The sequence below is a fragment of the Pseudomonas sp. MM213 genome (assembly GCF_020423045.1).
GTDB lineage: Bacteria > Pseudomonadota > Gammaproteobacteria > Pseudomonadales > Pseudomonadaceae > Aquipseudomonas > Aquipseudomonas migulae.
The window spans coordinates 4,714,305-4,732,332 of the sequence record NZ_CP081943.1 but is presented as its reverse complement, the minus strand read 5'-3'; the positions used below and the strand labels follow the sequence as shown (position 1 = coordinate 4,732,332).

Here is an 18,028-nt window from a genome sequence, read left to right as displayed (position 1 = left end):
GAATAAACACCAGTGAAAGTGTTATCCAGTCTATCTTTCTATCACATACCCAAATTTTTAAAGAACGATCTAGCCAAAGACTAGAAATCAACATTCACCACCATCACGATGGAATGCTCATTTCTAAGCTTTATACAATCAGAAGCAGTAGTGGTGGAGCCAAACGGGATCGAACCGTTGACCTCCTGCGTGCAAGGCAGGCGCTCTCCCAGCTGAGCTATGGCCCCGTATTGCTACAGGATCCCACACAAAAATTGGTGGGTCTGGGCAGATTCGAACTGCCGACCTCACCCTTATCAGGGGTGCGCTCTAACCAACTGAGCTACAGACCCAATTTCGGGCTGCTTCTTATCGTCTTCTTCAATGAATCAAGCAATTCGTGTGGGAACTTATGGAGCAGCTGATGTCGTCGATTAAGGAGGTGATCCAGCCGCAGGTTCCCCTACGGCTACCTTGTTACGACTTCACCCCAGTCATGAATCACACCGTGGTAACCGTCCCCCCGAAGGTTAGACTAGCTACTTCTGGTGCAACCCACTCCCATGGTGTGACGGGCGGTGTGTACAAGGCCCGGGAACGTATTCACCGCGACATTCTGATTCGCGATTACTAGCGATTCCGACTTCACGCAGTCGAGTTGCAGACTGCGATCCGGACTACGATCGGTTTTATGGGATTAGCTCCACCTCGCGGCTTGGCAACCCTCTGTACCGACCATTGTAGCACGTGTGTAGCCCAGGCCGTAAGGGCCATGATGACTTGACGTCATCCCCACCTTCCTCCGGTTTGTCACCGGCAGTCTCCTTAGAGTGCCCACCATTACGTGCTGGTAACTAAGGACAAGGGTTGCGCTCGTTACGGGACTTAACCCAACATCTCACGACACGAGCTGACGACAGCCATGCAGCACCTGTCTCAATGTTCCCGAAGGCACCAATCCATCTCTGGAAAGTTCATTGGATGTCAAGGCCTGGTAAGGTTCTTCGCGTTGCTTCGAATTAAACCACATGCTCCACCGCTTGTGCGGGCCCCCGTCAATTCATTTGAGTTTTAACCTTGCGGCCGTACTCCCCAGGCGGTCAACTTAATGCGTTAGCTGCGCCACTAAGAGCTCAAGGCTCCCAACGGCTAGTTGACATCGTTTACGGCGTGGACTACCAGGGTATCTAATCCTGTTTGCTCCCCACGCTTTCGCACCTCAGTGTCAGTATCAGTCCAGGTGGTCGCCTTCGCCACTGGTGTTCCTTCCTATATCTACGCATTTCACCGCTACACAGGAAATTCCACCACCCTCTACCATACTCTAGCTTGTCAGTTTTGAATGCAGTTCCCAGGTTGAGCCCGGGGATTTCACATCCAACTTAACAAACCACCTACGCGCGCTTTACGCCCAGTAATTCCGATTAACGCTTGCACCCTCTGTATTACCGCGGCTGCTGGCACAGAGTTAGCCGGTGCTTATTCTGTCGGTAACGTCAAAACAGCAAAGTATTAATTTACTGCCCTTCCTCCCAACTTAAAGTGCTTTACAATCCGAAGACCTTCTTCACACACGCGGCATGGCTGGATCAGGCTTTCGCCCATTGTCCAATATTCCCCACTGCTGCCTCCCGTAGGAGTCTGGACCGTGTCTCAGTTCCAGTGTGACTGATCATCCTCTCAGACCAGTTACGGATCGTCGCCTTGGTGAGCCATTACCTCACCAACTAGCTAATCCGACCTAGGCTCATCTGATAGCGCAAGGCCCGAAGGTCCCCTGCTTTCTCCCGTAGGACGTATGCGGTATTAGCGTCCGTTTCCGAGCGTTATCCCCCACTACCAGGCAGATTCCTAGGCATTACTCACCCGTCCGCCGCTCTCAAGAGAAGCAAGCTTCTCTCTACCGCTCGACTTGCATGTGTTAGGCCTGCCGCCAGCGTTCAATCTGAGCCATGATCAAACTCTTCAGTTCAAACATCTTTGGGTTTTTAAGAAACCCTAAACTTGGCTCAGCAATCGTTGGTTACATCTTTGATTTCTCGCGGAGTAACTTGTGATGCTGATAATCTTGTTGACTATCAGTCTGACTCCACAAGCACCCACACGAATTGCTTGATTCAGTTGTTAAAGAGCGGTTGGTTAAGATCTTTCGTCTCAACCGAGGCGCGCATTCTACAGCGTCCTCTGCATCTGTCAAGCGGTTATTTTCAGAAGTTTTCAAAGTTTCCTTTGCAACTTCAACCACTTGCGCTTCCGATCTCTCGTTAGCGGGAGGCGAATTCTACAGCGTTACTCGCTGCTGTCAACACCTCTTTTTCTCCGCTTTCGACCGAGAAGATCGAACCGTCAAATGAGCCACACAACACCGCTCTTTCAACTCCTTCTGGGCCTCGATGAACTGAAGCAACTCGCTGCCGAAAACTGCGTAACTCTTTGTTTACCAAGGAGTTTTCCGTTTCGACTGCGCCGGAAGTGGGGCGAATTATAGACTTCCAGAATCTGCCGTCAACCCCTAATTTAGCCTTTCTATCAATAACTTGCAGAAAGCCTGAAAACAGCGCGCTTCCCTCTATATAGAAGAGCAAAACCACGCCCTCTATATAGAAGGACTCCTCAAAGCACTCCAGCGTCCTTTAATGCAGTCACCGCACAAGCGTCCAGGCCCAACACCCGCTGCAGCACCGCCATCGTATGCTCGCCCAATAAAGGAGGCGCATTGCGGTACTCCACCGGTGTCTCGGACAAACGAATCGGGCTCGCCACCTGCGGCACCATCCCTGCCAAGGCGTGAGGCAGCTCAATCGCCAAACCGCGCGCCTTTACCTGAGGGTCGGCAAACACCTGAGCCAGATCATTGATCGGACCACACGGTACGCCTGCCCGCTCCAACTGCGACACCCACTCAGCAGTGGTCTTGAACACCGTAGCCTGGCGAATCAACGGAATCAGCACCGCACGGTTCGCCACCCGCAGCTTGTTGGTGGCAAATCGCGGATCATCCGCCCACTGCGGCTGCCCGGCCACTTCCGCAAATTTGCGGAACTGCCCGTCATTACCCACAGTGAGAATGAAATCGCCATCTGCTGTAGGAAAGTCCTGATACGGCACGATGTTCGGATGTGCATTACCCAGCCGCTTCGGCGCATTGCCTGTCGTCAGGTAGTTCATCGCCTGGTTAGCCAGACATGCCACCTGGACATCCAGCAACGCCATATCGATATGTTGGCCGCCACCGTCATGATCCCGATGCGCAAGCGCTGCGAGAATCGCCACGGTCGAGTAAAGCCCGGTCAAAATGTCCGTCAGCGCCACGCCGACTTTCACCGGCCCGGCACCATCATCACCTTCTGGTCGCCCCGTCAGACTCATCAGGCCGCCCAAGCCCTGGATCATGAAGTCATAACCCGCGCGCTTGGCGTAAGGACCCGTCTGACCAAATCCGGTGATCGAGCAGTAGATCAGATTCGGATTGGCCTCTTTGAGCGACTCATAATCCAATCCATAAGCCGCCAGACCACCGACCTTGAAGTTCTCGATCAAGATGTCTGACTTCGCCGCCAGCTCACGCACCAACTTCTGCCCCTCCGGGCGAGTGAAGTCGATGGTCACCGATTGCTTGTTGCGATTGGCCGACAAGTAGTAGGCGGCCTCGCTGGTGTTCTCGCCATAGGCGTCCTTCAGAAAAGGAGGCCCCCAGGCGCGCGTGTCATCGCCATTGCCCGGACGCTCGACCTTGATCACCTCGGCGCCAAGGTCCGCCAGTATCTGACCGGACCACGGCCCGGCCAGCACCCGCGACAAATCCAGTACCCGTAGATGCGAAAGCGCGCCCATGGCCGTTCTCCTATTAATAGAACGCCTGGAGGCCGGTCTGCGCACGACCAAGGATCAGCGCGTGGACGTCATGCGTACCTTCATAGGTATTCACCACTTCCAGGTTGACCAAGTGACGCGCCACGCCGAATTCATCGGAGATACCGTTACCACCCAACATGTCACGCGCCATACGAGCAATATCCAGGGACTTGCCGCAAGAGTTGCGCTTCATCATCGACGTGATTTCGACCGCAGCGGTGCCTTCATCTTTCATGCGACCCAGACGCAGGCAGCCTTGCAGAGCCAAGGTGATTTCGGTCTGCATGTCAGCCAGTTTCTTCTGGATCAATTGAGTAGCAGCCAATGGACGACCGAACTGCTGACGATCCAGGGTGTATTGACGAGCGGTGTGCCAGCAGAACTCGGCCGCGCCCAGCGCGCCCCAGGAAATGCCATAACGTGCCGAGTTCAGGCAAGTAAACGGGCCTTTCAAACCACGGACGTCAGGGAAGATGTTCTCTTCAGGGACAAACACGTTGTCCATGACGATCTCACCAGTGATGGATGCACGCAGCCCCACTTTGCCGTGAATGGCCGGCGCGCTCAGGCCTTTCCAGCCTTTCTCCAGAACGAAGCCACGGATATCGCCCTCGTCATCCTTGCCCCAGACCACGAATACATCGGCGATCGGGCTGTTGGTGATCCACATCTTGCTGCCGGTCAGGCTGTAGCCGCCTTCCACTTTGCGTGCACGGGTAATCATCGCGCCCGGGTCGGAACCGTGGTTAGGCTCGGTCAGACCGAAACAGCCAATCCACTCACCCGAGGCCAGTTTCGGCAGATACTTCTGCTTCTGGGCCTCAGTACCGAATTCATTGATCGGCACCATCACCAAAGAGGACTGCACGCTCATCATCGAGCGATAACCCGAATCGACGCGCTCAACTTCACGAGCAATCAGACCGTAGCTGACATAGTTCAGACCGCTGCCGCCATATTGCTCAGGGATGGTTGCACCCAGCAGGCCGACTTCGCCCATTTCACGGAAGATCGCCGGGTCGGTCTTTTCATGACGGAAAGCTTCAAGAACACGCGGCGCGAGCTTCTGCTGAGCGAATTGCTCGGCAGTGTCGCGAATCATGCGCTCTTCTTCGGTGAGCTGTTGATCCAGCAGCAGGGGATCGATCCAGTTGAAGCTAGCTTTACCGCCCATGAGTGTGTCCTCTCGAATCGGGTCAAATAATGTGGACTGATCCTAGGCCGGGTTCGGCGTTACGACAAACGAGGATTTTGCATACTGTTGTGCTAATTTCTCACTCCGAAACATCGCGAAGCAGTTTTTTGTACGATGTATTAGTGAGGTTGACGTACATGCGCAGGAAGATCCCCAGCACGACCGCCCTGGTCAGCTTTGAAGCAGCGGCACGCCACGAGAGCTTTACCAAGGCAGCCCAGGAACTTTCCCTCACTCAGGGAGCGATCTGCCGACAGATCGCCAGCCTTGAGGAGTTCTTGAGTGTGGAATTGTTCCGACGCTCGCGACGCGGAGTGAAGCTGACTGAAGCCGGGCTTTCCTACAGCCGTCGGGTAGCAACACAGCTGGACGCCGTAGAGCGCGACACCCTGTCAGTGATGGGCCAGCAGGGTACCAACGTGATTGAACTGGCGGTCGTGCCAACCTTCGGCACCCAGTGGCTGCTGCCAAGACTCAAGGACTTCCAGCAAAAACATCCGGAAGTGACGGTCAACCTCACTAACCGCACACGCCCGTTCCTGTTTGCCGACACAGACTTCGATGCCGCCATTTACTTTGGCGATGCGGACTGGTCAGGCACTGAATCCCACAGGCTGATGGGCGAAAATCCCATGCCTGTGTGCAGCCCCAACCTACTGGGCAAAAGGACAAGCCTCACACCCGCTGAAATCGCCGAACTGCCCTTGCTGCAACAGACCACCCGCCCCTATGCCTGGCGCCAATGGTTCAACTCGCAAAACCTTAATATCCCGCGCGACATGACAGGGCCGCGCTACGAGCTATTCTCCATGCTTGCCCAAGCGGCGATGCATGACATGGGGATCGCCTTGATCCCGCCGTTCCTGATTCAGCGCGAACTGGCGGAGAAGCGCCTGGTGATCGCCAACGCTCAGGCGCTGTCCAGCATCAAGGCGTATTACCTGATGATTCCTGATCGAAAGGTCGAATCTGCGTCTTTGAAGGCATTTCGCGACTGGCTGGTAAATCAGGCACAAAGCTACAGCCTAGAAGGATAAAGGCTTAGCCTCATTAGCTGACCCCGTAGTCAATAAACTGAAAGCCCTACAGATATAAGTATTTGTCGCATATTCGCAGACTGTACCTAGAAGCTGTACAAACGTCCCACAAGCGCCTGAAAACGTGGCCTTGAGCCGCTATTGGATGGCAATAACGCTGCATTCACCGTACCGATGTGTAATTTCTTGAATTTTGGCGAAAAACCTTACAAGGCACGGCCTGCAAGGGATTGAAGCGGTTGGTTGCGACATTCGGTCACGGGGTGACTTGTAGTTAATTTTCCGTCACCCGTCATAATCCCTTGAAGGGCACAAAGTTCGCCTGCAAAATGCCGCGCCCCGCCCTGATTTGGCGGGATCGTGCTGATCGGCCGCCCCAGCCGCACCATCCGAAGTGCCTGGGTTTACTCAATAAGATCACGCAGGAGATTTGACGTGCACATTGGTGTTCCTCTCGAAACCCAGACGGGTGAAACACGGGTTGCTGCAACCCCGGAAACCATCAAGAAGCTGATCGGCCAGGGTCATAAGGTCACTGTGCAAAGCGGCGCCGGCATTAACGCCAGCGTTGTCGACAGTGCTTATGAAGCGGCAGGCGCAACCATTGGCAGCGCCAACGATGCGTTTGGTGCCGAGCTGATTCTCAAGGTGGTCGCACCCAGCGACAGCGAACTCGCTCTGATCAAGAGCGGCACCGTTGTGGTGGGCATGCTCAACCCGTTCAGCAATGAAACCATCGCCAAGCTGGCCGAGTGCGGAATCACCGCGTTTGCGCTGGAAGCCGCGCCACGCACCTCCCGCGCCCAGAGCCTGGATGTGCTGTCTTCGCAAGCCAACATCGCCGGCTATAAAGCCGTGTTGCTGGCCGCTCACCATTACCCTCGCTTCATGCCGATGCTGATGACCGCTGCGGGCACCGTGAAAGCGGCGCGCGTGCTGATTCTTGGCGCCGGGGTAGCCGGTTTGCAGGCGATCGCTACGGCGAAACGTCTGGGTGCGGTGATCGAAGCATCTGATGTGCGACCTGCGGTTAAAGAGCAGATCGAATCCCTCGGCGCCAAGTTCGTCGACGTGCCTTATGAGACCGATGAAGAGCGCGAATGCGCCGTCGGTGTCGGCGGTTACGCACGTCCAATGCCGGCGAGCTGGATGCAGCGTCAGGCCCTGGCCGTGCACGAGCGCGCCAAGCAGGCTGACATTGTCATCACCACGGCACTGATTCCGGGCCGCAAGGCACCGACGCTGTTGAGCGCGGAAACCGTGGCACAGATGAAGCCAGGCTCGGTGGTCATCGACCTCGCCGCAGCCCAGGGCGGCAACTGCCCGCTGACCGTGGCCGATCAGGTTGTGGTCGAGAATGGCGTGACCATTTGCGGTCCTACCAATCTGGCCGGCGCAGTCGCGGCAGACGCATCGGCCCTGTACGCACGCAACCTGCTGGACTTCCTGAAGCTGGTCTTCAACAAAGAAGGCCAGTTCGAAGTGAACCTAGAAGACGACATCGTCGCCGCGTGCCTGATGTGCCGCGACGGCCAAGTCATCCGCAAAAACGCCTAAGCAGGGATTCAGACGATGGAAGAGCTTATCTCCCCCGGTATCTACAACCTGATCATCTTCGTGCTGGCGATTTATGTCGGTTATCACGTGGTCTGGAACGTTACACCTGCGCTGCACACGCCGTTGATGGCGGTCACCAACGCCATTTCGGCGATCGTGATCGTCGGCGCCATGCTCGCCGCGGCGCTGACCGTTACGCCACTGGGCAAAACCATGGGCACGCTGGCCGTGGCCCTGGCGGCAGTGAACGTATTCGGTGGCTTCCTGGTGACCCGCAGGATGCTTGAGATGTTCAAGAAAAAAGCCCCGAAAGCCGTAAAAGAAGAGGCGCCTAAGTAATGAGCATGAACCTCGTAACGACGCTCTACTTGATCGCGTCCATCTGCTTCATCCAGGCCCTGAAAGGCCTGTCGCACCCGACCACGTCGCGTCGCGGCAATCTGTACGGCATGCTTGGCATGGCCTTGGCGATCCTCACCACCGTGGGCCTCATCTATAAGCTGGGCGCTGAGCTGGCCACCGCCGGTATCGGTTACGTCATCGTCGGCCTGTTGGTCGGCGGCACCGCCGGCTCGATCATGGCCAAACGCGTTGAAATGACCAAGATGCCGGAACTGGTCGCCTTCATGCACAGCATGATCGGTATGGCCGCGGTGTTCATCGCGATCGCCGCTGTTGTTGAGCCGCAATCGCTGGGCATCGTCAAGCAATTGGGTGATTCGATTCCTGCGGGCAACCGTCTGGAGCTGTTCCTGGGTGCAGCCATCGGTGCAATCACCTTCTCCGGTTCGGTGATCGCGTTCGGCAAGCTCTCGGGCAAGTACAAGTTCCGCCTGTTCCAGGGTGCACCGGTACAGTTCGGCGGCCAGCACAAGCTGAACCTGCTGCTGGGTCTGGCGACACTCGCGCTGGGCGTCACCTTCATGCTGACCGGCAATCTCAGTGCATTCGCGCTGATGCTGGTGCTGGCCTTCGTGATGGGCGTCCTGATCATCATCCCGATTGGCGGCGCAGACATGCCGGTTGTGGTGTCGATGCTTAACAGTTACTCCGGTTGGGCAGCAGCGGGTATCGGCTTCTCGCTGAACAACTCGATGCTGATCATCGCGGGCTCGCTGGTGGGTTCCTCCGGTGCGATCCTCTCGTACATCATGTGCAAGGCGATGAACCGTTCCTTCTTTAATGTACTGCTCGGTGGTTTCGGCAATACGGCCGATGCCGGCCCGGCTGGCGCCAAGGAAGCCCGCCCGGTGAAATCCGGTTCGGCCGACGACGCGACCTTCCTGCTGACCAACGCCGATACCGTGATCATCGTTCCAGGCTACGGCCTGGCGGTAGCACGGGCGCAGCACGCACTGAAAGAGCTGACCGAAAAGCTGAGCCATCGTGGCGTGACCGTGAAATACGCGATCCACCCGGTGGCGGGTCGTATGCCTGGTCACATGAACGTACTGCTGGCCGAGGCTGAAGTGCCTTACGACCAGGTGTTCGAGATGGAAGACATCAACTCCGAGTTCGGTCAGGCCGACGTGGTGCTGGTGCTCGGCGCCAACGACGTGGTCAACCCGGCGGCGAAGAACGATCCGAAATCGCCGATTGCCGGGATGCCGATTCTCGAAGCGTTCAAGGCCAAGACGATCATCGTCAACAAACGTTCGATGGCCAGCGGTTATGCCGGCCTGGACAACGAACTGTTCTACCTCGACAAAACCATGATGGTCTTCGGCGACGCCAAGAAAGTCATCGAAGACATGGTCAAAGCCGTCGAGTAAAAACTGCTCCAGCGCAATACCCAAAACCTCAGCCTTTAGTAGGCTGGGGTTTTTTTATTCCCCGTGAAACCCGACCAAAGGCTCTAAATCAGGGGTCTGCATTCGACCATGGTAGCGGGAGGATTTTTTTGAAATCACTAGACTGCACACCTTGCTTCCGTTGCCCGAGATAACAATCCATGTACCGTGATCGTATTCGCTTGCCTTCGTTGTTGGATAAGGTGATGAGCGCCGCTGACGCTGCCGCTCTGATTGAGGACGGCATGACCGTCGGCATGAGTGGTTTCACGCGCGCCGGCGAAGCCAAAGCCGTGCCTCATGCATTGGCCGAACGCGCCAAAGTCACCCCGCTGAAAATCACGCTGATGACCGGCGCCAGCCTGGGCAACGACCTTGATAAACAGCTCACCGAAGCCGGCGTCCTGTCGCGACGTATGCCGTTCCAGGTCGACAGCACATTGCGCAAGGCGATCAACGCCGGCGAAGTGATGTTTATTGACCAGCATCTTTCAGAAACCGTGGAGTCGCTGCGCAACCAGCAGCTGAAACTGCCGGACATCGCCGTCATCGAGGCCGTGGCAATCACTGAGCAAGGCCACATCGTGCCGACCACTTCGGTGGGCAACTCGGCCAGCTTCGCGATTTTCGCCAAACAGGTGATCGTCGAGATCAACCTGGCGCATAACCCGAACCTCGAGGGTTTGCACGACATCTATATCCCGACGTATCGCCCGACCCGCACGCCGATTCCGCTGGTGAAGGTCGACGATCGCATTGGCAGCACCGCCATTCCGATCCCGCCTGAAAAGATCGTCGCGATCGTCATCACCAATCAGTCCGACTCGCCGTCGACGGTGCTGCCACCAGACGTTGATACCCAGGCCATTGCCGACCACCTGATCGACTTCTTCAAGCAGGAAGTGGCGGCTGGGCGCATGACCAACAAGCTCGGCCCATTGCAGGCCGGCATCGGCACCATTGCCAACTCGGTGATGTGCGGACTGATCGATTCTCCGTTCGAAGACCTGACCATGTATTCCGAGGTGTTGCAGGACTCGACCTTCGACCTGATCGACGCCGGCAAGCTGAGTTTTGCGTCTGGTAGTTCGATCACCTTGTCGAGCCGCCGCAACGCTGATGTGTTCGGCAACCTGGAGCGTTACAAGGACAAACTGGTCCTGCGTCCGCAGGAAATCTCCAACCACCCGGAAGTGGTGCGCCGCCTTGGGATCATCGGCATCAACACTGCGCTGGAGTTCGACCTGTACGGCAACGTCAACTCTACCCACGTCTGCGGCACACGAATGATGAACGGCATCGGTGGCTCGGGCGACTTCGCGCGCAACGCGCACCTGGCGATCTTTGTGACCAAGTCGATTGCCAAGGGCGGCGCGATCTCCAGCGTGGTGCCGATGGTCAGCCACGTCGATCACACGGAGCATGACGTCGACATCCTCGTGACAGAGGTCGGTCTGGCGGACTTGCGCGGGCTGGCACCGCGGGAGCGGGCTCGCGTCATCATCGATAACTGCGTACACCCGGACTATCGCCAGGCGCTGGATGACTACTTCACCGCCGCTTGCGCCATCGGCGGGCACACGCCGCATATCCTGCGTGACGCCCTGAGCTGGCACATCAACCTGGAAGAAACCGGTCGAATGCTGACGGTGTAATTGATACAGATAGCCGCTGTCGCAAACACAGTTTCGACAGCGGACTATTGCCAGGCAGAAATGTGTTTAAAACTGTACTGCTGTACTGGTCTTTTCCTACCGTAATGGCCTACCTTTTCGACCTGAATCACCAAAAATGCACCATATTAGTGCTGATAGGTACAGTTGCCTCAATTTAGACCAGTACACCACCCTTTAACAGTTAACTGGTCCCTCACAATACAGGTGAACTGTATCTAGAGAGACTGGCCAAACAAGAGGATCATTGGCATCAGTTAAACCACTACCTAATCCCGCCACAAGCGGAAGGATGAAAACCATGGAACGTACACTCAGTTCCGATCTGTTCTTCGAAGACACCGCTGCAAAAACCCAGGCTTCCATGCCTCTGCGCGTTATCGCCAACCTGATGCTGTGGCAGCGCCGCATCTCCAGCCGCCACCAACTGGCTCGCCTGGATTCGCGTCTGCTGGCTGACGCCGGGATTAGCGAAGCACAACGCTACGAAGAGCTGAGCAAGCCGTTCTGGCGCTAAGTTAGCGTCGCTGGCTCTGATCTTTAAGGTCAACCGCCAGCACCCGATTTGAACAAACAAGACCCGTCGTGGGAAACCACGACGGGTTTTGTCGTTTTGGGGTGATGAAATCCTCAAAACAATAAGCACACTCAACAACAGGTACAGTTTTATTTTATTCAAAACTGAACCAGTACAATTTAAAGTGTGTGTGTCTGTCTTGGCGAACCGGGCGGGATCATCATGAAATCCCGACCTACCCGCAAAAGGACTGCACCATGGATCATCCACTGGATCTCCCCGCGACCACTTCGCAATCCAAGCCTCGGTTTACCTGGCTTGGAAGAGTGTTCAGAGGCCTCGCCAACAGCCTCGAAAGGGCCAGAACCCGGCGATTACTGGCGCAACTCGACGGCAGGCAGCTGTCTGACCTGGGCATCAGTCATTCAGATCGTGTCAAAGAATTGGATAAGCCGTTCTGGCGCTGATGTCCGCCTGAACAGACGGGACTGTGCGAATCGACACCTACAGGCCTAATATCAAGCCAGAACGTGGCGATGCCTGCGCGACAGGCGTCTGACTCAACAGACACCGCGCCACCTCACAATCGGTTTACCAAAAGGAGTTACACCATGTCCCGTCTTCGTCTGCTCAGCGCTGCAGCCCTGCTTGCCGTGGCTGCCAATTCCCACGCCACCAGCTTCATCGTGACCACCGATGCCGTCGTCGGTGCACTCAAGGCTACGTCCGATGCCACTTCCGATGTCACCTCGTCCTTTCGCGATGACAAGATCGTACGCGCGGCCCGTGACGACGCCGCCAGCTTCGTCGCCAGCGAAGGCGCCATTCGTGGCGTGAAACTGGAAAGTGCACTCGACCACATTCGCCACCAGGCCCCTCAACTGAACGCGACTGACGCACAACTGGCTCAGGCCATCCTGACGATCTAACCAGGCGCCATCCATATCCGGGACACACCCAACGTGTCCCGATGTTTCGGCGCTGGCTCTAAACCGGGCGTTGCGCTAGCCTTGGGACTCGCTTTCAACTGTCGAGTCTCATGCGTTTTCTTACCTGTCTGTTGATCACTCCGGTACTCATGGCGGCCAGTTGGGCAAGCCTGGCCCATGCCTTCGACCTGACGACGCAAGGCGTCGTAGCTACGGGCTACGCCACAAGCATGGTGACCTCCGCCCCCTTCGACCGTAAGCTTCTGCTCGCCGCCAGGGATGACGCCGCTTCATTTATCGCCAGTGACGGCCAACTGCGAGGCGCACAACTGGAGTCGGCCCTGATTTACCTGCGCCAGACCCAGCCAAAACTTCATGCAAGCGACCTTGAACTGGCACACGCTATTCTCGTCCAATAGTTATCCTCGTTCCTCCGGAGTCGTTCCATGCGTAGCCCGCTGATTGTCGCCACCCTTGGCCTGCTGCTGTTGGCCGATGTAACCCAGGCGCACACCCTGGTTGCCACCAGCAACATCCTCATCAACGCCACTCGCCGGACCCTTGATTTCACTTCCGATACCACGACGTCCATCCGTGACGCGAAAATCGTTCGAGAAGCCCATGACGATGCCGCCAGTTTCGTCGCCAGTGATGGTGATATCCGAGGCGCGCACCTGGAAGCAGCGCTCAACCTATTGCGCACCCGCGTGCCGGAAGCTCGGGACGCCAGTGATCAGGTCATCGCCGAAGCCATCCTCGCACTGTGAGGTCGCTAAATGCCTGGCTTCTGATGGGGGCCATGTTGCTGCTCGGCAACACGGCTCAGGCCGGACTGCAATTACAGCTCAAGACCGAAGGCCTGAGTCCCGCGCAACAGCAGGCCAGCCAGGCGCTGCTTGATGAAGCCATGCAGGCGTTGCCGCCGCGGTTCATCGAGCAGCTCGACCGACGCATCGACGTTGGCTGGACCGATGACATGCCGAGCAATGCCTACGGCCAGGCGTCGCTGGTGTCCGAGCTCGACCTGAACCGCAACCTGCTCGCCAGCCTCACCGACGGCAGCGCCGCAACCAAGAAGACTTATCGCCCCCACGGCACCGTGCGCAGGGAAATGCTGGCCACGGTGCTGCACGAACTCACCCACATCTATGACCGCTCGCGTTTTTGGCCAGCCGCCGAACGCACGCTGATCCAGCGCTGCACCCGGCGCACCAACAGTTCCGGCCTGATCGGTATTCCGGATGAATGCCGTGGCCAGTCCGATCGACGCTTCACCCTCAGCGATGACCCGCGCCTGCTCGACCTCGCTGGCTGGCCGCAATACGTGGGCCGTCGCGGCGAGCGCGAACAGTACAACCGCCAGATCGCCCGCAGCCCGGACATCTACGAGACCAGCAGTCCCAAAGAGTTCGTCGCGGTGAACATGGAGTACTTCCTCCTCGACCCGAGCTACGTCTGTCGCCGCCCTGCGCTCTACCGCTACTACAAAGAACATTTCGGCTGGGCTCCCGCCGCCAAAGACACCTGCGGCAAATCGTTCGCCTTCCTCAATGCCGGTAACGACTTCGCCAAACAGCCTTTGGGCCAGGTCGATCCGGAGCGGGTGTATGCCGTGGATTATCTGTTGGCCGAAGCCAACCAGAACTGGGTCAGCCGCTGGGGCCACAGCATGTTGCGCCTGGTGATCTGTGCTCCCGGCCGGCCACGAGGGCCGGATTGCCGGCTGGATCTGGATCAACACCTGGTGTTGTCCTACCGCGCATTTGTCGGCGACGTACAGCTGTCGAGCTGGGATGGATTGGTCGGCAAATACCCGTCGCGCCTGTTCGTCCTGCCGCTGGCCCAGGTCATCGACGAGTACACCAAGACCGAATTGCGCAGCCTCGCCTCGGTGCCGCTGAACCTGTCGCGCACCGAGATCGAAGACGTGGTGGAACACGCCGCCGAGATGCACTGGAGCTACGACGGCAATTACTTCTTCCTGTCCAACAACTGCGCGGTAGAAGGCCTGAAGTTGCTGCGCAGCGGCACCAACAACGCAAAGCTGGTCGGGCTGGACAACATCATGCCCAACGGCTTGCTGGAAGTGCTCAAGGGTCGCGGCCTGGCGGATACCAGCGTGCTGGACGATCCTCGCGAAGCGCTGCGTCTGGGCTATCGCTTCGACTCTTTCCGCGATCGCTATCAAGCGATGTTCGAGGTGCTGAAAAAGCACCTGCCGATCAAACAGGACAAGGTCGAAGACTGGCTGGCCTTAAAGGCTGAAGAGCGTCGTAAATGGATTGATCAGGCTGACCTGCGCACCAGCGCGGCTTTGCTGCTACTGGAACAGGCCGCTTTCCGACAACAACTGGTGCTGGCCCAGGACGAAGTGAAGCAACGCTATCTCGGTGCCCGGGAATTGAAGAGCGGCGGTATGGACAAGGCCAATGCGACGTTGAAGCAGATTCTCGCCAACAGCGGCTTCCTCAGTCGTCCGGCGGAGCTGCTCGGTACCGGCGGTTATGGCTTGCCGCAACCCAGCGAGTGGCAACGCCTGGAATCGGAAAGCAGCCTGAGGCAAAAGCAGCTCCAGGCGCTGACCGGCGACCTGGACAAGGAAGTGAGAGCGCTACTCGACCCGAGTCGTGCGGCGGAGATGGCTGCCAACGAAGCCAACCTGAAGCAGGTTGGCGAGCATTTGCGTAAATTGCACAAAGCGGCGGGCGGGTTGGAGTTGCCGTAGTAATTGCTGCCCACTGTAGGAGCGAGCCTGCTCGCGATGGACTTGAAAGCGCCGGGTTCCGTCGGGAAACACGCGTTATCGTTAACGACCATCGCGAGCAGGCTCGCTCCTACAGTTTCATCACGTCAGAGCACCCCTTCCAGAATTTCATAGACGATCCCGGTACCCACGGCGATCAGCACAATGTCGCCCCCCGCGCGGCGCCATTCGTAACCCTGGTAATACGGCAGCCGACTCAGCGCGCGGTTGTCCAGGCGTTCGCCGTAATAACCGTGCGGCAATGGCCGACCACGCTCCAGATGAATGCCTGGAGGTGGCGGCGCACCCCGTACGAAGTAGCCATGATTGTCATGAATCGTCTGGCGTACCGGACCAAAGTCCCGTGGCGGAGGGCCGCCGCGATGGTTGTCCTGCGGGCCGCGATGGTCATCGCCACGGTTATCGTAATGGCCCTGTTGCTGACCGCCGCGGTCGTGATCGTCGCGCTGATCGGCGCTGGCGTGCAGCAACGGGGTGGCACTGAGCATCAGCACACCCAGGCTGGCAATCAGACGTTTCGGCATTTTCATCGGGTCTTTCCTCACGGCACACACAGCAAAAAGGGCTTCAGAACGTAGTCCTGAAGCCCTCGGTCTTGCTGTTTAGTCTGTACCGCGAGGCTCTAATTCCTCTGTATCAGGAACTTTACCTTCAGCTGACGCGGGCCTGACGCACGCCATCGGCCAATGCCGCGCAAAGACTCAGTACGCCATCAACCGCTTGATCCGGCGTCGAGGCGTTGGCGATGTGATCGATCAACGCCGAACCCACCACCACACCGTCGGCCAGACGCGCGATTGACGCCGCTTGCTCCGGAGTACGAATACCGAAACCGATGCTGATCGGCAGATCGGTGTGGCGGCGCAGACGGGCCACCGCTTCTTCAACGTGCTCCAGCGTCGCCGCGCCGGCACCGGTCACACCGGCCACAGACACGTAGTAAACGAAACCGGAGCTGCCGTTCAAGACCGTCGGCAAACGCACATCATCGGTCGTCGGGGTAGTCAGACGGATGAAGTCCAGACCGGCAGCCTGGGCCGGGTCGCACAGTTCGCCGTTGTGCTCGGGCGGCAGGTCGACCACGATCAGGCCATCCACGCCGGCCTCTTTGGCATCGGCGATGAAGCGCGGTACGCCGTACATGTGGATCGGGTTGAAGTAACCCATCAGCACCAGCGGCGTATCGCTGTTGCCTTCGCGGAACTCGCGAACCATTTGCAGGGTTTTCGCCAGGTTCTGTTTGGCGCCCAAGGCGCGGATGTTGGCCAGCTGGATCGCCGGGCCGTCAGCCATTGGGTCGGTGAAAGGCATGCCCAACTCGATCACGTCGGCACCGGCACCAGGCAAACCTTTGAGGATCGCCAGGGAAGTGTCATAGCTCGGGTCGCCGGCGGTGACGAAGGTCACCAGGGCGGCGCGGTTTTGTTCCTTGAGTTCGGCAAAACGCGTTTGCAGGCGGCTCATCAGTGTTTCTCCTGCTGGGACTGCACTTGTTGAGAGTTTTCCATGTGGTGCATCACGGTCTGCATGTCTTTGTCCCCGCGACCGGACAGGTTGACCACCATCAGGTGATCTTTCGGCAGGGTCGGTGCGCGTTTGAACACTTCGGCCAGGGCATGGGCGCTTTCCAGTGCAGGAATAATCCCTTCCAGGCGGCAGCATTTGTGGAACGCGTCGAGGGCTTCGTCATCGGTTACCGAGGTGTATTGAACGCGACCGATGTCATGCAACCAGGCGTGTTCCGGGCCGATGCCTGGATAGTCGAGGCCGGCGGAGATCGAGTGGGCGTCGATGATCTGGCCGTCGTCATCCTGCAGCAGGAAGGTCCGGTTGCCATGCAATACGCCCGGTACGCCGCCATTCAGGCTGGCCGCGTGCTTGCCGGTCTCGATGCCGTAACCGGCCGCTTCGACACCAATGATTTCGACGCTCTTGTCGTCAAGGAACGGGTGGAACAGGCCCATGGCGTTGGAGCCACCGCCGATGCACGCCACCAGGCTGTCTGGCAGACGACCTTCCTGGGCTTGCAGTTGGTCACGGGTTTCCTTGCCGATGACGGCCTGGAAGTCGCGAACCATCGCAGGGTAAGGGTGCGGACCGGCCACGGTGCCGATCAGGTAGAAAGTGCTGTCGACGTTGGTCACCCAGTCACGCAGCGCTTCGTTCATCGCGTCTTTCAGGGTGCCGGTGCCAGCCACGACCGGGATCACCTCGGCGCCCAGCAGTTTCATGCGGAACACGTTGGCTTGCTGACGCTCGATGTCGGTGGTGCCCATGTAGATCACGCAGTCGAGGCCAAAACGCGCGGCCACGGTGGCCGTCGCAACGCCGTGCATGCCGGCGCCGGTCTCGGCGATGATGCGTTTCTTGCCCATGCGCCGCGCCAGCAGGATCTGGCCGATGCAGTTGTTGATCTTGTGCGCGCCGGTGTGGTTCAGCTCTTCACGCTTGAGATAAATCTTCGCGCCGCCGCAGAACTCGGTCAGGCGTTCAGCGAAATAGAGTGGGCTTGGACGTCCGACATAGTCGCGCTGGAAGTAGGCCAATTCTTCTTTGAATGCCGGATCTTCCTTGGCCGCTTCGTACTCGCGGGCCAGATCGAGGATCAACGGCATCAGGGTTTCGGCGACGTAGCGGCCGCCGAACGAGCCAAACAGGCCGTTGGCGTCGGGGCCGTTGCGCAGATTAGTCTGGGTCATGGGTCGCTCCGGTTGAATGGGTGAGATGAAGCT

General features: G+C 57.9%; 16 protein-coding genes, 2 tRNA genes and 1 rRNA gene. 11 read left to right on the top strand and 8 right to left on the bottom strand.

Going from position 1 to position 18,028, the window contains the following annotated elements; all coding sequences use genetic code 11:
* Nucleotides 1–151: 151 nt before the first annotated feature.
* From K5R88_RS21695 to K5R88_RS21675, 5 genes are all read right to left on the bottom strand, one after another.
* Nucleotides 152–227 (bottom strand) — tRNA-Ala (locus tag K5R88_RS21695).
* Nucleotides 228–255: 28 nt separating this feature from the next.
* Nucleotides 256–332, bottom strand: a tRNA-Ile gene (locus tag K5R88_RS21690).
* A gap of 82 nt (nucleotides 333–414) precedes the next feature.
* Nucleotides 415–1,951 (bottom strand): 16S ribosomal RNA (locus tag K5R88_RS21685).
* A gap of 641 nt (nucleotides 1,952–2,592) precedes the next feature.
* Nucleotides 2,593–3,813, bottom strand: a complete 1,221-nt coding sequence (locus K5R88_RS21680) for a CaiB/BaiF CoA transferase family protein (protein ID WP_223415762.1) — start codon at nucleotides 3,811–3,813, stop codon at nucleotides 2,593–2,595.
* Between the two features lie 13 nt (nucleotides 3,814–3,826).
* Nucleotides 3,827–5,008, bottom strand: coding sequence for an acyl-CoA dehydrogenase (locus K5R88_RS21675; protein WP_008027768.1), 1,182 nt, complete (start codon nucleotides 5,006–5,008; stop codon nucleotides 3,827–3,829).
* Between the two features lie 158 nt (nucleotides 5,009–5,166).
* Between K5R88_RS21675 and K5R88_RS21670 the strand changes: the two genes are divergently transcribed.
* From K5R88_RS21670 to K5R88_RS21620, 11 genes are all read left to right on the top strand, one after another.
* Nucleotides 5,167–6,066: a LysR family transcriptional regulator gene (locus tag K5R88_RS21670; RefSeq protein WP_192417875.1), complete on the top strand. Its 900-nt coding sequence runs from the start codon at nucleotides 5,167–5,169 to the stop codon at nucleotides 6,064–6,066.
* A 435-nt stretch (nucleotides 6,067–6,501) separates the two neighbouring features.
* Entirely contained in the window at nucleotides 6,502–7,623 is a 1,122-nt protein-coding gene (locus tag K5R88_RS21665; protein ID WP_008027764.1) for a Re/Si-specific NAD(P)(+) transhydrogenase subunit alpha, read from the top strand.
* A 15-nt stretch (nucleotides 7,624–7,638) separates the two neighbouring features.
* The gene (locus tag K5R88_RS21660; protein ID WP_003187010.1) at nucleotides 7,639–7,962 is read left to right on the top strand and encodes an NAD(P) transhydrogenase subunit alpha; all 324 of its coding nucleotides are present in this window, start codon (nucleotides 7,639–7,641) and stop codon (nucleotides 7,960–7,962) included.
* A complete protein-coding gene (locus K5R88_RS21655) occupies nucleotides 7,962–9,395 on the top strand; it encodes an NAD(P)(+) transhydrogenase (Re/Si-specific) subunit beta (protein ID WP_192228098.1) in 1,434 nt (477 codons plus the stop codon). Before K5R88_RS21660 ends, K5R88_RS21655 begins: the two co-directional genes overlap by 1 nt.
* 179 nt (nucleotides 9,396–9,574) lie before the next feature.
* Entirely contained in the window at nucleotides 9,575–11,068 is a 1,494-nt protein-coding gene (locus K5R88_RS21650; RefSeq protein WP_008027760.1) for an acetyl-CoA hydrolase/transferase family protein, read from the top strand.
* Nucleotides 11,069–11,450: 382 nt separating this feature from the next.
* Nucleotides 11,451–11,603: a DUF1127 domain-containing protein gene (locus K5R88_RS21645; protein WP_370694728.1), complete on the top strand. Its 153-nt coding sequence runs from the start codon at nucleotides 11,451–11,453 to the stop codon at nucleotides 11,601–11,603.
* Between the two features lie 257 nt (nucleotides 11,604–11,860).
* Complete coding sequence (locus tag K5R88_RS21640) at nucleotides 11,861–12,070, top strand: DUF1127 domain-containing protein (RefSeq protein ID WP_207285029.1); 210 nt, start codon at nucleotides 11,861–11,863, stop codon at nucleotides 12,068–12,070.
* A gap of 144 nt (nucleotides 12,071–12,214) precedes the next feature.
* The gene (locus tag K5R88_RS21635) at nucleotides 12,215–12,532 is read left to right on the top strand and encodes a DUF2388 domain-containing protein (protein ID WP_008044656.1); all 318 of its coding nucleotides are present in this window, start codon (nucleotides 12,215–12,217) and stop codon (nucleotides 12,530–12,532) included.
* Nucleotides 12,533–12,642: 110 nt separating this feature from the next.
* Nucleotides 12,643–12,951, top strand: a complete 309-nt coding sequence (locus K5R88_RS21630) for a DUF2388 domain-containing protein (protein WP_008044658.1) — start codon at nucleotides 12,643–12,645, stop codon at nucleotides 12,949–12,951.
* 27 nt (nucleotides 12,952–12,978) lie between these two features.
* The gene (locus K5R88_RS21625) at nucleotides 12,979–13,299 is read left to right on the top strand and encodes a DUF2388 domain-containing protein (protein ID WP_008027752.1); all 321 of its coding nucleotides are present in this window, start codon (nucleotides 12,979–12,981) and stop codon (nucleotides 13,297–13,299) included.
* Entirely contained in the window at nucleotides 13,296–15,257 is a 1,962-nt protein-coding gene (locus K5R88_RS21620; protein WP_192228101.1) for a DUF7844 domain-containing protein, read from the top strand. The genes K5R88_RS21625 and K5R88_RS21620 overlap by 4 nt, the downstream gene beginning before the upstream one ends.
* A gap of 125 nt (nucleotides 15,258–15,382) precedes the next feature.
* Here K5R88_RS21620 and K5R88_RS21615 read toward each other — a convergent pair whose 3' ends face one another.
* From K5R88_RS21615 to trpB, 3 genes are all read right to left on the bottom strand, one after another.
* Entirely contained in the window at nucleotides 15,383–15,826 is a 444-nt protein-coding gene (locus tag K5R88_RS21615; protein ID WP_008027748.1) for an anti-virulence regulator CigR family protein, read from the bottom strand.
* A gap of 121 nt (nucleotides 15,827–15,947) precedes the next feature.
* Entirely contained in the window at nucleotides 15,948–16,760 is an 813-nt protein-coding gene (trpA, locus tag K5R88_RS21610; RefSeq protein WP_008027744.1) for a tryptophan synthase subunit alpha, read from the bottom strand.
* Nucleotides 16,760–17,995, bottom strand: a complete 1,236-nt coding sequence (gene trpB, locus K5R88_RS21605; protein ID WP_008027742.1) for a tryptophan synthase subunit beta — start codon at nucleotides 17,993–17,995, stop codon at nucleotides 16,760–16,762. Before trpB ends, trpA begins: the two co-directional genes overlap by 1 nt.
* Between the last annotated feature and the right edge of the window lie 33 nt (nucleotides 17,996–18,028).

What these genes read in the sequence shown, in the direction of transcription:
- K5R88_RS21655 (WP_192228098.1), top strand. Translation starts at nt 7,962, where the DNA reads ATGAGCATGAACCTCGTAACGACGCTCTACTTGATCGCGTCCATCTGC.
- K5R88_RS21625 (WP_008027752.1), top strand. Translation starts at nt 12,979, where the DNA reads ATGCGTAGCCCGCTGATTGTCGCCACCCTTGGCCTGCTGCTGTTGGCC.
- trpB (WP_008027742.1), bottom strand. Translation starts at nt 17,995, where the DNA reads ATGACCCAGACTAATCTGCGCAACGGCCCCGACGCCAACGGCCTGTTT.
- K5R88_RS21680 (WP_223415762.1), bottom strand. Translation starts at nt 3,813, where the DNA reads ATGGGCGCGCTTTCGCATCTACGGGTACTGGATTTGTCGCGGGTGCTG.
- K5R88_RS21670 (WP_192417875.1), top strand. Translation starts at nt 5,167, where the DNA reads ATGCGCAGGAAGATCCCCAGCACGACCGCCCTGGTCAGCTTTGAAGCA.
- K5R88_RS21645 (WP_370694728.1), top strand. Translation starts at nt 11,451, where the DNA reads ATGCCTCTGCGCGTTATCGCCAACCTGATGCTGTGGCAGCGCCGCATC.
- K5R88_RS21650 (WP_008027760.1), top strand. Translation starts at nt 9,575, where the DNA reads ATGTACCGTGATCGTATTCGCTTGCCTTCGTTGTTGGATAAGGTGATG.
- K5R88_RS21660 (WP_003187010.1), top strand. Translation starts at nt 7,639, where the DNA reads ATGGAAGAGCTTATCTCCCCCGGTATCTACAACCTGATCATCTTCGTG.
- K5R88_RS21630 (WP_008044658.1), top strand. Translation starts at nt 12,643, where the DNA reads ATGCGTTTTCTTACCTGTCTGTTGATCACTCCGGTACTCATGGCGGCC.
- K5R88_RS21675 (WP_008027768.1), bottom strand. Translation starts at nt 5,008, where the DNA reads ATGGGCGGTAAAGCTAGCTTCAACTGGATCGATCCCCTGCTGCTGGAT.
- K5R88_RS21615 (WP_008027748.1), bottom strand. Translation starts at nt 15,826, where the DNA reads ATGAAAATGCCGAAACGTCTGATTGCCAGCCTGGGTGTGCTGATGCTC.
- trpA (WP_008027744.1), bottom strand. Translation starts at nt 16,760, where the DNA reads ATGAGCCGCCTGCAAACGCGTTTTGCCGAACTCAAGGAACAAAACCGC.
- K5R88_RS21635 (WP_008044656.1), top strand. Translation starts at nt 12,215, where the DNA reads ATGTCCCGTCTTCGTCTGCTCAGCGCTGCAGCCCTGCTTGCCGTGGCT.
- K5R88_RS21640 (WP_207285029.1), top strand. Translation starts at nt 11,861, where the DNA reads ATGGATCATCCACTGGATCTCCCCGCGACCACTTCGCAATCCAAGCCT.